Raw genomic sequence first — 14422 nt, 5'->3', positions numbered from 1 at the left:
CCTCGCCGCGGCGGTACGTGGGCCTGAGAGATTCCTGGGGAGGATTTGCTCCTACGGCGCCTGCTGAACGTACCGGCAGGACTCTCCCGCCGCGGATCGAAAGCGTGCGTCACTGACAGGTGACGCGATTCACAGACTACCGGTTGGTTGAGTCTTCACGCAACTCCTGTACGACTGGGTCCGTCTAGTTCAGTGACTTCTCTACGTCAGCCAGTTCTGTACGCTCCCAGAGGGCAGTCTCGTATCGATGGCCAGCGGCACTAGCGCTCGATGCCGCATCCACTGCCTCCCTGAACTTCAACAACCGAAGTCGCCGCTCTTCCTCGGCAGCAGGACTTGTTGTGCTCAAAACTTTGCTCCTTTCTATCGCATGGTGGAAACGAAGTTCCGCTCGGTGGGTGTACGCTAGGTCACACCGAAACTACGTAACGAACAGTTTGACACGCTTCAGACAGTTCGGTTGGCGCGTCGGTCCGGTTCGTACGGGAGCGTGAATGATGGACGGAATCAAGGTAACCGTCAACGGCAAAGTCCGGGACTGCAGCGGAACAAACCCCCACACTCGATTACTCGACTGGTTGCGGGATGAAGGCCTGACAGGGTCAAAAGAAGGATGTGCTGAAGGGGAATGCGGTGCCTGCGCCGTCCTCGTAGCCCGCCCGGACGGAGCCGACCGCAGCCGATGGACCTCGGTCAATGCGTGTCTCCCACCGGCCCTCGCCTTCGACGGCCAGGAAATCATCACCGCCGAGGGTCTCGGAAACGTCTCTGATGCCTGCACGCCGGAGGACCTCCACCCCGTGCAGCGCGAGATGGCGGAGCGCGGCGGCTCGCAGTGTGGCTACTGCACCCCGGGATTTGTCTGCTCGATGGCTGCTGAATATTACCGACCGGAGCGCTCGCCGGCGCAGGAAGACAAGGAGACAGGAACCGCCGTCGTCGGTGAAGAGCATGCAACCGACCACGAATGCGGCCCCAACGGGTTTGACCTCCATGCGCTCAGCGGGAACCTGTGCCGCTGCACCGGCTACCGGCCGATCCGCGACGCTGCTTACGCGCTCGAAACACCTTCGGGCTCGGATCCGCTGCTCGAACGGCAGAACCGGCCCGCCCCCGCGCCGCAGCACACCCGTGTCAGCGGTGAATCGGAGTTTATCCGTCCGCAGTCGCTCGATGAGGTCCACCAGACATTGCGCGAGAACTCGGACGTGAAGCTGGTTGCGGGAGCGACCGACCTCGGCGTTGAGGTTAATCTGCGGCATTCCCGCCCGCCGCTGGTCCTCGCGATTGATCGGCTGGAGGAACTTCGGGCGCTGACGTTCGACGCCGATTCCATCGAGATCGGCGCCGCGCTGACACTCTCTGAAGTCGAGCGGGCGCTCGACGGCCGCGTCCCGCTGTTGGGTTACCTTTTCCCGCAGTTCGCCTCCCGGCTGATCCGTAACGCCGCGACGTTCGGTGGGAACCTCTCCACGGGTTCGCCCATCGGCGACTCTGCGCCGGTTTTCCTGGCGCTCGACGCAAGAATTGTCCTCTCCTCCACAGACGGAGAGCGCGAAGTTCCGTTGTCCGAGTACTACACCGGCTACCGCCAGAGTGTTCGTCAGCCGCACGAAATGCTCCGCGCTATTCGCATCCCGTTGCCGCTCGCCGAAAGCACCGCGTTTTACAAGATCGCCAAGCGGCGCTTCGACGACATCTCAAGTGTGTCCGTGGCCATCGCACTGCAACTCAACGGCGGCGTCGTAAGCTCCGTGCGCATCGGACTCGGCGGTGTGGCAGCGACGCCAATCCGCGCTCTCGCGACGGAAGAGGCGCTCGTCGGTCAACCCTGGACGTCGGACACGGTGGCCGCCGCCGCCGTCGTCATGGCGGGTGAAGGAACGCCGATCGATGACATGCGGGCCAGCTCGCTGTACCGCTCGGCGATGCTGAGGCAGGCGCTGCTGAGATTCCATGCTGAGAACGCTGAAGATCTGGAGGTGGCCAAGTGAAGTCGCTGTCGGATCGCCCAGTAAACCCCGTGGTCGGTGTCCCCGTATCCCACGAAAGCGCCGCAGCCCACGTCACCGGTACGGCTCTGTATACGGATGACCTGGTTGTCCGTAGCTCGAACGCGCTGCATGCCTGGCCGGTTCAGTCGACGCATGCTCACGCCCGCATAGCTGGCCTGCGCACCGAGCCCGCGCTGGAGGTTCCGGGCGTCGTCAGGGTACTAACGGCGTCGGACGTTCCAGGCGTGAACGACGCCGGGATCAAGCATGACGAACCGCTCTTCCCCAGCGAAGTGATGTTCTACGGCCACGCCGTGTGCTGGGTGCTGGGGGAGTCGCTAGAAGCCGCGCGCCTCGGCGCGGAGGCGGTGGAGGTCGATTACGAGCCGTTGCCGTCGTTGATCACCGTTGAGGAAGCCATCGCGGCCGAGAGCTTCCAGGGGAACCGCCCGACGGTTGCTCGCGGCGAGCCGGACAAGGCGCTCGAGGATGCAGCGCACCGGTTCAGTGGCGAGTTCCAGTTCAGCGGGCAGGAGCACTTCTACCTGGAAACGCACGCATCGTTCGCCTACATCGACGAGTCCGGGCAGGTGTTCATCCAGTGCAGCACCCAGCACCCCTCCGAGACGCAGGAAATCGTGGCGCACGTGCTGAACCTATCCAGTCACGACGTCACAGTGCAGTGCCTCCGCATGGGCGGCGGATTCGGCGGCAAGGAGATGCAGCCGCACGGCTTCGCGGCCATCGCGGCGCTCGGCGCCACGCTTACCGGCAGGCCCGTCCGGCTGCGGCTGAACCGCACCCAGGACATCACCATGTCCGGCAAGCGCCACCCCTTCCACGCCATGTGGGACGCAGGGTTCGACGACGACGGCCGCCTCCAGGCGCTGAAGGCCACCCTCACGAGCGACGGCGGGTGGAGCCTTGATCTCTCCGAACCGGTGCTGCAGCGCGCGCTGTGCCACATCGATAACGCGTACTTCATCCCGAACATCGAGGTGAACGGCCGGATCGCGAAGACCAACAAAACCTCGCAGACGGCGTTCCGCGGCTTCGGGGGTCCGCAGGGGATGCTCGTGATCGAGGACTTGCTTGGCCGGTGCGCGCCGTTGCTGGGGGTGGATCCGAGTGAGCTTCGTCGTCGTAATTTCTATGAGCCCGGGCAGAGCACGCCGTACGGGCAGCCGGTGCGGCACGCCGAACGCCTTCAGGCGATCTGGCAGTCGCTTTCGGACCGTGCGGACGTTGCCCGGCGCCGCGAGGAGATCGCGAAGTTCAACGCCTCGCACCCGAATGTGAAGCGGGCGCTCGGTTTGACCCCGGTCAAGTTCGGCATCTCCTTCAACCTGACCGCGTTCAACCAGGCCGGCGCGCTGGTGCACGTGTATAAGGACGGGTCGGTGCTCATCAACCACGGCGGCACGGAGATGGGCCAGGGCCTGCATACCAAGATGCGGCAGGTTGCGGCGACTGCGCTGGGGGTGCCGCTGTCCTCCGTCCGGCTCGCGCCGACGCGGACGGACAAGGTGCCCAATACGTCGGCGACGGCGGCCAGCTCAGGAGCGGACCTCAACGGCGGCGCGATCAAGAACGCTTGCGAGCAGATCAGCGAACGGCTGGCGGAAGTGGCCGCGCGGAAGCTGAACATCCACCCCGACGATGTCCGGTTCGATGACGGAAAGGTCACCGGCATCGGCTTCCATGATTCGGCGATGACCTTCGCGGAGTTGGCACGTGACGCGTACTTCCAGCGAGTTTCCCTGTGGGCGGCCGGGTATTACCGGACGGAAGGACTGCACTGGGACAGCGCCCGCATGCAGGGCGAACCGTTCAAGTACTTCAGTTACGGCGCGGCGCTCGCCGAGGTGGAAGTGGATCGCTTCACGGGTGCTTACCGCCAGTTGCGCACAGACATAGTGCACGACGTCGGCGACAGCCTCTCTCCGATGATCGACGTTGGGCAGATTGAGGGCGGTTATGTTCAGGGCGCGGGTTGGCTGACGCTCGAAGATCTGCGCTGGGATGCATCCGACGGCGCCAACCGCGGCCGGATCACCACGCAGTCCGCCAGCACCTACAAGTTGCCGAGTTTCTCCGAGATGCCCGAGGAGTTCAACGTGCACCTGTTCGAGCGGGCGACCGAGAGCGGTGTGGTCTATGGCTCGAAGGCCGTCGGTGAACCGCCGCTGATGTTGGCATTCAGCGTGCGGGAGGCTCTTCGGGAGGCGGTCGCCGCCTTCGGGCCCGGTGATGTCGAAGTGGAGCTCGCAAGCCCGGCCACCCCGGAAGCGGTGTTCTGGGCGATCGAGCGGGTGTCCGCGCCGTCGTCGTCCTCTTCTTCCTCGGGTTCCGGTGACCTTGTCACGTCCACGAGTTCAGCGCAGTGACATGGACTGGCTGGAGGCTTTGCAACGCCTGAGGTCAACGGGACAGCCAGGTGTGCTGGCGACCGTGTCCGAAGTGCGTGGGCATTCGCCCCGGGAAGCCGGGGCGAAGATGCTAGTGGGGTCGTCGTCGAGTTGGGGGACCATCGGCGGTGGGAACCTTGAGGCGACCGTGATCGATCGGGCGCGGGAGATGATGGCGGGCGGCGTTTCAGCTGCCGAGAACGTCGAGTTTTCGCTCAGCGAGCACGCGGTGACGCAGCACGGGAGGCAGTGCTGCGGCGGGAAGGTTCGGGTGCTGCTGGAGCCGTTCCTGTCGTTGCCCACGGTGGCGGTGTTCGGCGTCGGGCATGTGGGGTATGAGCTCGGGAGGGTGCTCTCGCGGCTGCCGATGAACCTGTACCTCGTGGACAGCCGGGCCGAGCAGTTGCTGCCGGAGCGGCTGGCGGATGTGACCTCGGGGGTGGCGGCCGTGCATCCGGTGCATACGCCGGTGCCGGACTCGTTCCTGGGGGAGCTTCCCGCCGGTGCGCACGTGTTCATCATGAGCCACGATCATTCCGAGGACTTCCTGCTGTGCGATGCCGCGCTGCGGCGCGGTGACCTGGGGAGTGTCGGGCTGATCGGTTCGAAGGCGAAGCGGTCGCGGTTCCGGCAGAAGCTGGCGGCGGAGGGGTATGGCGAGCAGGAGATCGGGCGGATTCAGTGCCCGATCGGGCTGCCGGATGTCACTGGGAAAGCACCGGCGGTGATCGCGGTGAGTGCGGCGGCGGACCTGCTGAAGCGGCTTTCTGGGCCTTCATCGACTCAACCAAATTAGATGGTGCAGCCCGGCGCGTCGTCAACTTCAGGCCGATTCACCGGGGCTTGTAAACGCTGGACCGATGTTCGATGCGATGAACGTACGAGATGTGCTCTTCGACATCGAGGGTGAACAGCACACGGTAGTCACCACGGCGTGAGGTACGCATACCTAGGAGTTCATTCGTGAGGGGTTTGCTCAGCCTATGAGGATTATCGGCCAGGACTCCGGTGACGAATTCGACGATTGCGGCGGCAGCCTTTTCCGGCAGCTGACGAAACCCCTTCAATGCGGGACTGGTGACTTCGATTTTCCATCGGCCGGGACCGTTCGATGGTGCTTCACTCACCGGGTGGCAGCCCTAACTCACGGCGCAGTTCGTCGCCGCTGACTGTGTTGCTTTCCGCGATGTCCCGTCTGGCCTGCTCCAGATCTTCTCTTATGCCCGGCTGCGAGAGCCAGAAGATGGTTTCCTGCAGAGATTCCAGATCGTCAGCGGACATCAGGACGGCCGACGGATGCCCGTGCCTAGTGATTTGGATGATCTCGTGCGTCCTGTCCGCTTCATCGACCAAAGACGAGAGTTTGTCTTTTGCTTCACTCAGCGGCACCGTTTTCATTCTCCTATTCTAGCCTGAAGTTCGGCTAATTTGGGCTCACGGTAGAGGATGTTCAGGCGGGGACCACCTGCACCGGCGGAAGCCGTTCGAACTCGGGCTCCGCAAACCAGTAGCCCTGGAACAAGCGGATGCCGCCGGCGGCCAGGTGCCTGAACTCCATCTCCGTCTCGACGCCTTCAGCAAGAACTGTCATGCCTAGTTCCCGAGCCATAGCCAGTATGCCGGTCACTACGGCTTGGCGAGACGGGCTGTTGTCGATACCCCGGACGAGCTTCATGTCGATCTTGATGAGGTCAGGTTGGAACTCGACCAGTAGCCCCAGCCCGGCGTGGCCGGCACCGAAATCGTCGATGGCCGTGGTAAAGCCGTGCTTGCGGTATTCGGTGATGATGTTGGTGAGGTGAGCGGTATCCGTCACCTCCTCGTTCTCCGTGAACTCGAACATGATCGACGACGTCGGGAAGCTGTATCGCTCTGCCGCCAGGAGGGTCGCCCGGAGGCAAGCGGCGGGTTCGTAGACTGCATTCGGCATGAAGTTGATGGACAGCTTCAGATCTTCGCCAGCAGGAAACAGCCGCGATGCCAGTTCGATTGCCTTGACCCGGCAGTCCTGGTCGAAGCGGTACTTCTGCTCGGCGGAAACCCTGGACAGGACCTCGAAGGCACCTTCGCCCGATGCGCCCCTGACGAGCGCCTCATATCCCCACACGCGATCGTCAAGCGCGTCATAGATAGGTTGGAAGGCCATGCTGAAGTCAAAGTCGAGTTTCGATGATGGCGCGCAGCCGTTACATGCCATGCAGAATGGCCCCCTCACTGGTCCCGTCCACAATAAGACACCCACAGGACATGGGATCCCACAGCCGCTTATAACGTGTCATGGATTTTCTGTTCGGCACGGCATGCCAGTCCCGGCGCGCGCGCTCAATCACGCGCTGTCCAGCATGGCTCTCCTGGCAGCCGTGCGCTCAGCCCACTCCTCGCACTCGGTCTCAAGCGGTCAAGCATCAATCGACAGCACAACCGTCACCGTGTCGCCGTCGTCGATTTGCTCGTCCCGTCGCACGAAGTCCTTGATCGGCACAATGTAGCCGCCGTTCTTGGGAAACAGGGACGTGGTCCAGGTCGTCTTACCGATCGTCACAGACGCCGGGATCATCCCCCAGCCGTAGCTGACGATCTTCGACACCGCCCGGATCTCCACGCACTGAAGGTCCGGCACCGTCACAAAGTGATACGGTGCCGGACCTCTCCAGTACCAGATCTCGCCCTCGAAGGTCAGCTCCACGGGGTCAGCCTAGACCCGATTTACACGAGGGGAAGGTCTATCCGCCCATCCAGATCGTGATCGGGCCTCGCGCAAAGTAGACGAGGAACCCGGCTGCCACCACCCAGAGGAGCGGATGGATCTTGCGGGCCTTCCCGGAGGACGCCCGGATGATGACCCAGCTGATGAAGCCGGCGCCGATGCCGTTGGCGATCGAGTAGGTCAGCGGCATGGTCACGATGGTGAGGAACGCGGGCAGCGCTATGGAGAAGTTCCGGAAGTCGATCTCGCGGATCTGCGCCACCATCATGGCACCGACGACGACGAGAGCTGCCGCCGCTACCTCCAGCGGCACCACTGCGGTCAGCGGAGTAAAGAACATGGCTGCCAGGAAGAGCGCGCCAGTCACCACTGAGGCGAGGCCGGTCCGCGCACCTTCGCCGATTCCGGAAGCGGAGTCGATGAACACGGTATTGGACGAGGCCGACGTCGCACCGCCGGCAACCGCACCCACGCCCTCGATCACCAGCGCGGACTTCAGGCGAGGGAAGTTGCCGCGCTTGTCAGTCAGACCCGCCTGTTTGGCAAGCCCGGTCATGGTGCCCATCGCGTCGAAGAAGTTCGTGAACACGAGCGTGAACACCAGCATGGTCGCAGCCAGGATACCGATGCGGTCGAACGCACCGAAGAGGTCGAACGCTCCCACCAGGCTGAAGTCCGGCAGCGAGACGATGTTCGAGGGGATGACTGGCGCATTGAGGTGCCACCCTGCAGGGTTGTCCGGTCCGCCCGCACCCAAACGCAGCGACATTTCGACGATGATTGCGATGACCGTGGTGACGATGATGCCGATGAGCAGCCCGCCCTGGACCTTCCGGGCGATCAGGATGCCCATGGTGACCAGGCCGATGATGAAGACGAGCGTCGGCACGGTGGTGATGGAGCCGCCGTCGCCCATTTGTACCGGCGGGCCGCCGGCCGTACGGGTGACGAAGCCGGAGTCCACAAAGCCGATGAAGGCGATAAACAAGCCGATTCCTACGGTGATTGCAGCCTTGAGCTGGCGCGGTACGGCGTTGAAGATAGCGGTTCGGGCTCCGGTCACTGCGAGCAGGACGATCAGCAGGCCGTTGATGACTACGAGACCCATGGCTTCGGGCCAGGTGACGTCGCCCACCACCGAGACGGCGAGGAAAGAGTTGATTCCCAGCCCGGCGGCGATGCCGAAGGGTAGATTCGCGACCACACCGAAGAGGATGGTCATGACGCCGGCGGTCAACCCGGTGACGGCGGCAATCTGTGTGGCTTGAAGCCAGCCGCCTTCGACGTCGAGTGCCGCGGCGTCGGGGCTGAAGCCGCCGAGAATCAGCGGGTTCAGAATGACGATGTACGCCATGGTGAAGAAGGTGACAAAGCCGCCGCGGACCTCGCGGCTGTTTGTCGAACCGCGTTCGGTGATCTTGAAGAACTTGTCGAGCGGGCTAAGCGTCCCGGGTTGTACGGGCCGGCGTACTGAACGGGAACCTCGGGGCTCAGGGTGGCCGCCGGTCTCGGTGAGGATTGCCATGGCGTGCTCCTTAGTAATCCACGCGGGCAACGAGGTTGCTCCACGCTTCGAAGGGTGCCAGGGCAGTTACTTCCGCCGAGGGCGTGAGTTCGTAGTGGCGCACCGGCATGATCCGGTCCTCCACAGGGGTGGCGAAGAAGTCGTAGAAGACGGCGTCGTCAAAACCGGCCTGCGCGGCGTCGTTCCGGTCTGCAGCGAAGACGACGGCGTCCACCCGGGCCCACAGCGCGGCCGAAAGGCAGAGCGGGCACGGCTCGCAGCTTGTGTAGAGGGTGCTGCCGGATAGGTCGAAGGTTTCTAGCGCTGTGCAGGCGTTGCGGATAGCCATCACTTCCGCGTGCGCCGTTGGATCGTTGGTGGCGGTAACCCGGTTGGCTCCTTCGAAGGCCCGACCGTCGAGCGTCACGATGAGCGCACCGAACGGGCCGCCGGAGTTGTGGACGTTATCAGTGGCCAGGGAAATTGCACTGGAGAGGAACTGCTCTTCTTTGGTGGTGGTAGTCACGGTGATTCTCCCGAACGTGGGGCAGCAATCACTCGAGTCCACGGGCACCAACGATTCAGCGGTGTTCTGCGACCAGACTGCTGCGGGGTATGGGGATTTGCAGGTCCACCTGGTAGATAGCTCCGATTGGAGCCCGCCGTTGGCTTCGTTGTACGACGTTAGCAGTCAAATGTGACTTGGGCCATAGTTTTGATGAAACTTTCTTTTCATCCAGCGGAATTACTCTCCCAATGCTGGGTCACATTCCGACACGACATGCCGCAGGGCGCCCGGGCTCCCCGGTTCGGGAGCAATCGGCTGTCAAAATTTTCTCGGAAGTACAGCAAATTTGAGAGGTCCACACATGAGTGCCCAAGACAACACAGCAGCCCGCCTGAAGGCCATCGTCCAGGTCCTGGCGGAAGAGCCCGGCACCCCGGTGAAGGGTAGCGATGTGCTGGCAGCCGCGGTTGCCCGGATGCCGCTCAGCGCGTGGGAAAGCGAAGTCCTCAGCGGCGGCGTTGCACGCGGCGTGAAGCGTCTGTCCGCAGCGACAGCCACGCTGGTCAAGGAAGGCCTGATCCTGAAGGGCCGCACCGGATGGACCATCACCGAAGAGGGCTCCCGCTATGCAGCCGCGCCGGGCGCCGTGGCGCTCGCCGGTAACTTCGGCCACCGACTGGGTACCGAGGACTGGGCACCCGCAGCCGACCAGGTGCAGATGGCGTACAGCCCCGTATCCCAGAGCTGGGAACTGACCGCGCAGCTGCCCGCTGGCACTTACGAGTTCAAGGTCGCCATCGACCGCTCCTGGGAAGAGAACTACGGTGCGTTCGGCATCAGCAATGGAGCAAACCACGTACTGCAGCACGACGGCGGTGTGGTCACCTTCCGCTACGACCACCGCTCAAAGGACGTGGAAGTGACCGTCCTGGACGGCGCGCTGGTCTAGCTCTCCTCAGGCTCTAGCTTTCCTCGTCGCCGGGCTCGCGGGCCGGGTTCTCCCGGCCCATTTCGTCCCAGTGGCCTGAGTTGTCGGCGGCTTCTTCCGGTTTGTCTCCGGGTTGGTCGCCGCCGACGAAGGCCGCAGGGACAGCGCCGGCCGCGTGCGTTCCCTGCTCTTCGCGGATGTTTTCAGCGTCTCCTGCGCGCGGATCAGGTTCCAGGACCGCCTCGCGGCGGTCGTCGTCGTGCGCTTGGGTACCGTCAGTGGTGTTGTCCGTCATGAGGGCGATCCTTTCACCCTTGCGGTGGGCGCGCTAGCGTAGCCGTACTCCGGCACATGGATGCTTGAGTATCCTCCTACACACCGGAAAGAGAGCTGTCATGTCTGTGCTGCCCACGGCCGAATTGCATCTGCACATTGAAGGGACGCTCGAGCCGGAGTTGATCTTCGCACTCGCCGGGCGCAACGGTATTGAGCTGCCCTATGCGGATGTTGAGGAGCTGCGCAGCCAGTACCGGTTCGGAGATCTGCAGTCCTTCCTCAACCTGTACTACGGCAACATGGCTGTCCTGCAGACGGAGCAGGACTTCGCGGATATGACGCGGGCGTACCTCGCCCGCGCTCAGGCAGCGGGCGTTCGGCACGCCGAAATCATGATGGATCCGCAGGCGCACCTGTCCCGCGGTATTTCGCTGGCCACCTGCGTCAACGGTGTCGCGTCGGCGCTTGCGGGCAGCGAGGAGGAGTTCGGCATCAGCACCGAACTCATCGCCGCGTTCCTTCGTGATGAACCCGCCGAGGAAGCGCTCGCCGTGCTCGAACAGTTGCTGGCGATGGAGGCTCCGATCATCGGGATCGGGCTGGATTCCGCGGAGGTGGGGCATCCTCCGCGCGACTTCGTTGCCCTCTATGAGCGTGCACATGAGGCGGGGCTGAAGTGCATCGCGCACGCGGGAGAGGAAGGACCGCCGGAGTACATCCGGGAGGCGCTCGACCTGTTGCAGGTGTCGCGGATCGATCACGGCATCCGGTGCATGGAGGACGAGGAACTGGTGCAGAGGCTTGCCGCCGAGCAGACACCGCTGACCGTCTGCCCGCTGTCGAACGTGCGTCTGCGGGCTGTCGACACCCTCGCCGATCACCCGCTGCCCCGCATGCTTGAGCGGGGGCTGAACGTCTCGGTGAACTCGGATGATCCGGCGTACTTCGGCGGATATGTGGACAACAACTTCATCCAGCTGCAGTCAGTCTTCAGTTTCGACGACGACCAGCTCGCGCAGCTTGCCGCAAATTCCGTTCGTTCCGCGTTCATCACGGACACACGCCGCCGGCAGCTTCTCGCGGAGATAGAGGCTTGGCGGGCCGGGCGGCAGTAATGCGAACTGACGCTCAGGCCAGCACGTCCTTGGTGCTGAACCGGCCATACGCAAGGGCACCGAACACCACTACGTACCCGGCCTGAAGCAGGGCATTCGCGGCGAACGAGTCCCACACAATCGGACCCCGCAGCAGGTCCGCGAAACCCAGCCAGTACTGTGTGAGCAGCCACGGGTGAATCCACTCCAGTTGCGGTAGTTGCCCCACCACCTGACTGACCACCGAGGCCACCACTGTCGCCGCCATCGCGCCCACCGGAACGTCGCTGAGCGTGGACATGAAAAGCCCGACGGCGCACAGCCCCAGCAGCGACAGCGTCACGTAGAGGCACACCAGGGCAATGCGCAGCAGCGCTTCCGGCACGCCGATGCTGGTGCCGGACAGCAGGGTCACCGGCCCAATCGGAAACAGCAGGGCTCCCATGAGGGTGCCCACTATCGCCACGGTGAAGGTTGCCGCCAGGCAGAAGACGACGGCGCCCACATATTTCACTGCCAGCAGCCGCCCGCGTGCCACGGGAGACATGAGCAGGTACCGCAGCGTGCCGGTGCTCGCCTCGCCCGCGACGGTATCACCGGCGACCACCCCGACGGTGAGCGGCAGGAACAGCGGAATCGCAACGATGGTTGCGACGACGGCGACGAACAGACCGTTCTGGCTCACCTGATCGAGGAAGGCGGGTCCCCGCCCCGGTGACGGTCCGGAGGACAGCCTGACGGCCACGGCGATCAGAACCGGTATCGCGGCAAGGGCGGCCAACAGGGCCCACGTGCGACGACGCCGGAACAGAACGGACAGTTCGGACGCCAGGAAGCGGCCTCCGGCGCCTTTGCGGGGCGCTGATACAGCTGTGCTACTGGACAACGTCGAACCCCTCTCCGGTGAGCGCGACAAACAGATCCTCGAGCCCAGCCTGATCAACGCTGAAGCCGTTCACCCGGACGTCCGCCTCGACGAGCGCCCGCACTACCCGATCCGGTGCCAGCCCTGCCGGAAGCAGCGCGGTGACGCTGTGCGCGCCGGAGGTGGCGCCGTCGTCGTCCGGGGTTGTCCCCAGCCGGTGAAGCACAGCGTGCGTCTGCGGCACATCAGGGGTGATCACGCGGATGCGCGGTTCACCGGAACGGCGCAGCTCATCGAGGCTGCCCTGGGCCACGAGCGAGCCGGCGCTGAGCACCGCGGCGTGGGAGCAAATCTGCTCGACCTCCGTCAGCAGGTGGCTGGACACGAAAACGGTAGTGCCTTCCTCGGTGAGGGAGCGCACGAGGTGCCGGACTTCGCGGGTGCCCTGCGGGTCAAGGCCGTTGGTGGGCTCGTCCAGGACGATCAGGTCGCGTTGCGTGAGGAGCGCGTTGGCGATGCCGAGACGTTGCTTCATCCCGAGCGAGTAGCGGCCCACCTTTTTGCCTGCGGCCTGCGAAAGCCCCACCCGTTCGAGTGCGGTCTCAACACGTTGCCGGCGTGTGGAGGGGGAGACGTAGCGGTCAGCGGCGTCGAGGCGGAGGAGGTTCGCGGTACCGGAGAGGAAGGGGTAGAAACCCGGGCCCTCCACGAGCGCGCCGACCCGGGGGAGTACCTCCTGCAGCGCTCGCGGGATGTCTTGCCCGAGTACCCGGACCTCCCCGGACGTTGCTGACGCGAGGCCGAGCAGGATGCGGATAGTGGTGGTCTTTCCGGAACCGTTGGGGCCGAGGAAACCGAACACTGATCCGCGCGGCACCGCGAGATCGATGCCGTTGACCACGTCCCGGCCGCCCAACCGCTTGGTCAGGCCTGCTGTCTCGATGACGAGGTCGGCGGCCCCGCTCACTGTCCGGAAGCTACTGCCTGCAGGCGTTCAACGGTGACGGAGCCGGCGAGGATGCGGCCGTCGTCAGTGATGAGGACGTTCACCAGCGCGGTGGACAGGAGCTGACCGCCGTCGACTGCTGTGCTGAGCTGCATCAGTTCCGCTGGAATCTCCTGCTGACCGGCAGGAACAACGACGACGGCGTCCCATCCTTCGCCTACCACTGTCGGCTTTTCTGCAGCTTCCTTGTCAGCGTGCTCGCGCTGGTGCTCGGCTTTGTGATCGCCTGGATCCACCTCGGTGACCGTTGCGCCTTCCGGCGGGGTGAAGGCGAACAGTTCTGCTGACGGTTCCTCGTAGCTGATTTCGGTGAACGTGGAGCTGTACGCCGGGTCGGTGGAGCCGGCGGCAGCGACGGTGACCCCGAGGGCAAGGCCGGTTTCGCCGTCGACTGCGATGCTGACCGAACCCACGAGGGTCTCGGTGGAGCGCGGAGTCAGCACGAGATCGTAGACGGCACGCCCGGCGACCATGCGGTCCGAGCCGACGGTGACCTCGGTGGACGGGTCGATCTTCTCGAGGAAGTGGGCGGCGACGTCGTTCGGGGCGGACGTGGCGCCGTCGGGCTTTTCATGGTCATCAAGCGTCGCGTGAATGGCCTCGTTCTCATCCGAGTCGTAGTACCAGAGGTCATCTCCGTTGCGGACGACGTTGCGTTCTTCAAGCGGATCGAGCACCTGAAGGCGGGCCTGATCAGGACCATTGACGAAAACCTGGGCGGTGTGGGATCCGGTGATGAGCCCCATGGCGGCGCTGGCCGGGGAGGGTTCGCCGCCGTCGTCGTTAGTTGTTCCGCCTGTTGTCCCGCCGCCAGGACTCATCGCGCCGAGAGCGGAGAGGTCCGGAAGGCCGAGGTTTGAGCTTTGTTCCACGGTGCCGGAGAAGGCGTCAGCGTCTTTCTCCTGAACCAGCGCGAGGACTTCGGCGGCGGTCTTGTCAGGAAGATCAACCGCCGCGTTGGCACTGAAGGGGGCCACGAGCGCTGCGGCGCCCACCGCCCCGGCGGCAACGACTGCCGGCGTCCACTGACGCCATGATTTTCGCCCTGTACGAGTCATTGCGAACTTCCTCGTTCTGGTGGTGGTTTTAGGATGCGGTCCTGCGCGTCACGCTACACCCGTAACCTGAGAAT

16 protein-coding genes and 1 riboswitch are annotated in these 14422 nt (G+C 64.1%); of the genes, 5 read left to right on the top strand and 11 right to left on the bottom strand.

The genetic code is table 11. The features are described from left to right. Position 1: 1 nt before the first annotated feature. A riboswitch (glycine riboswitch) is annotated at positions 2-99 on the bottom strand. Positions 100-184: 85 nt separating this feature from the next. Then, positions 185-349, bottom strand: coding sequence for a hypothetical protein (locus P4U43_RS03920; RefSeq protein ID WP_277357541.1), 165 nt, complete (start codon positions 347-349; stop codon positions 185-187). A 148-nt stretch (positions 350-497) separates the two neighbouring features. On the opposite strand from P4U43_RS03920, the gene P4U43_RS03915 reads away from it, so the two are divergent. Genes P4U43_RS03915 through xdhC form a run of 3 tightly spaced genes read left to right on the top strand, consistent with a single transcriptional unit; the run spans position 498 to position 5198 of the window. Continuing rightward, positions 498-1994: a xanthine dehydrogenase small subunit gene (locus P4U43_RS03915; RefSeq protein WP_277357590.1), complete on the top strand. Its 1497-nt coding sequence runs from the start codon at positions 498-500 to the stop codon at positions 1992-1994. After that, positions 1991-4381, top strand: a complete 2391-nt coding sequence (xdhB, locus tag P4U43_RS03910) for a xanthine dehydrogenase molybdopterin binding subunit (protein ID WP_277357540.1) — start codon at positions 1991-1993, stop codon at positions 4379-4381. Before P4U43_RS03915 ends, xdhB begins: the two co-directional genes overlap by 4 nt. Position 4382: 1 nt before the next feature. Continuing rightward, on the top strand, positions 4383-5198 hold the full coding sequence (xdhC, locus tag P4U43_RS03905) for a xanthine dehydrogenase accessory protein XdhC (RefSeq protein WP_277357539.1): 816 nt from the start codon (positions 4383-4385) through the stop codon (positions 5196-5198). Positions 5199-5235: 37 nt separating this feature from the next. On the opposite strand, the gene P4U43_RS03900 is transcribed toward xdhC, so the two are convergent. The 6 genes from P4U43_RS03900 to P4U43_RS03875 form a co-directional block, all read right to left on the bottom strand. After that, positions 5236-5529 (bottom strand): type II toxin-antitoxin system RelE family toxin, encoded by a 294-nt coding sequence (locus tag P4U43_RS03900; RefSeq protein WP_277357538.1) that lies wholly within the window; start codon positions 5527-5529, stop codon positions 5236-5238. Then, positions 5522-5800 (bottom strand): type II toxin-antitoxin system Phd/YefM family antitoxin, encoded by a 279-nt coding sequence (locus tag P4U43_RS03895; protein ID WP_277357537.1) that lies wholly within the window; start codon positions 5798-5800, stop codon positions 5522-5524. Before P4U43_RS03895 ends, P4U43_RS03900 begins: the two co-directional genes overlap by 8 nt. A 52-nt stretch (positions 5801-5852) precedes the next feature. After that, positions 5853-6548 carry an EAL domain-containing protein gene (locus P4U43_RS03890; protein ID WP_277357536.1) on the bottom strand — a complete coding sequence of 232 codons (696 nt, stop codon included), beginning with the start codon at positions 6546-6548 and terminating at the stop codon, positions 5853-5855. 252 nt (positions 6549-6800) lie between these two features. Continuing rightward, positions 6801-7088, bottom strand: coding sequence for a DUF1905 domain-containing protein (locus P4U43_RS03885; protein ID WP_277357535.1), 288 nt, complete (start codon positions 7086-7088; stop codon positions 6801-6803). A gap of 37 nt (positions 7089-7125) precedes the next feature. Further along, entirely contained in the window at positions 7126-8634 is a 1509-nt protein-coding gene (locus tag P4U43_RS03880) for an NCS2 family permease (RefSeq protein WP_277357534.1), read from the bottom strand. Positions 8635-8644: 10 nt separating this feature from the next. Then, on the bottom strand, positions 8645-9139 hold the full coding sequence (locus P4U43_RS03875; protein WP_277357533.1) for a nucleoside deaminase: 495 nt from the start codon (positions 9137-9139) through the stop codon (positions 8645-8647). 343 nt (positions 9140-9482) lie between these two features. On the opposite strand from P4U43_RS03875, the gene P4U43_RS03870 reads away from it, so the two are divergent. Continuing rightward, complete coding sequence (locus P4U43_RS03870) at positions 9483-10070, top strand: pullulanase X25 domain-containing protein (protein ID WP_277357532.1); 588 nt, start codon at positions 9483-9485, stop codon at positions 10068-10070. 13 nt (positions 10071-10083) lie between these two features. Here the strand turns inward: P4U43_RS03870 and P4U43_RS03865 are convergent, their stop codons facing one another. After that, on the bottom strand, positions 10084-10344 hold the full coding sequence (locus P4U43_RS03865; RefSeq protein WP_277357531.1) for a hypothetical protein: 261 nt from the start codon (positions 10342-10344) through the stop codon (positions 10084-10086). 100 nt (positions 10345-10444) lie between these two features. Here P4U43_RS03865 and P4U43_RS03860 point away from each other — a divergent pair, with 100 nt between their 5' ends. Beyond that, positions 10445-11440: an adenosine deaminase gene (locus tag P4U43_RS03860; RefSeq protein ID WP_277357530.1), complete on the top strand. Its 996-nt coding sequence runs from the start codon at positions 10445-10447 to the stop codon at positions 11438-11440. A gap of 13 nt (positions 11441-11453) precedes the next feature. Here P4U43_RS03860 and P4U43_RS03855 read toward each other — a convergent pair whose 3' ends face one another. Genes P4U43_RS03855 through P4U43_RS03845 form a run of 3 tightly spaced genes read right to left on the bottom strand, consistent with a single transcriptional unit; the run spans position 11454 to position 14348 of the window. Beyond that, positions 11454-12305 (bottom strand): ABC transporter permease, encoded by an 852-nt coding sequence (locus tag P4U43_RS03855; RefSeq protein ID WP_277357529.1) that lies wholly within the window; start codon positions 12303-12305, stop codon positions 11454-11456. Further along, positions 12295-13251 (bottom strand): ABC transporter ATP-binding protein, encoded by a 957-nt coding sequence (locus P4U43_RS03850; RefSeq protein ID WP_277357528.1) that lies wholly within the window; start codon positions 13249-13251, stop codon positions 12295-12297. Before P4U43_RS03850 ends, P4U43_RS03855 begins: the two co-directional genes overlap by 11 nt. Further along, positions 13248-14348, bottom strand: a complete 1101-nt coding sequence (locus P4U43_RS03845; protein WP_277357527.1) for a LolA family protein — start codon at positions 14346-14348, stop codon at positions 13248-13250. Before P4U43_RS03845 ends, P4U43_RS03850 begins: the two co-directional genes overlap by 4 nt. Between the last annotated feature and the right edge of the window lie 74 nt (positions 14349-14422).

The organism is Arthrobacter vasquezii (assembly GCF_029455255.1).
GTDB lineage: Bacteria > Actinomycetota > Actinomycetes > Actinomycetales > Micrococcaceae > Arthrobacter_D > Arthrobacter_D parietis.
The sequence above is the reverse complement of the archived record's forward strand: the minus strand, read 5'-3'. Positions and strand labels throughout refer to the sequence as shown.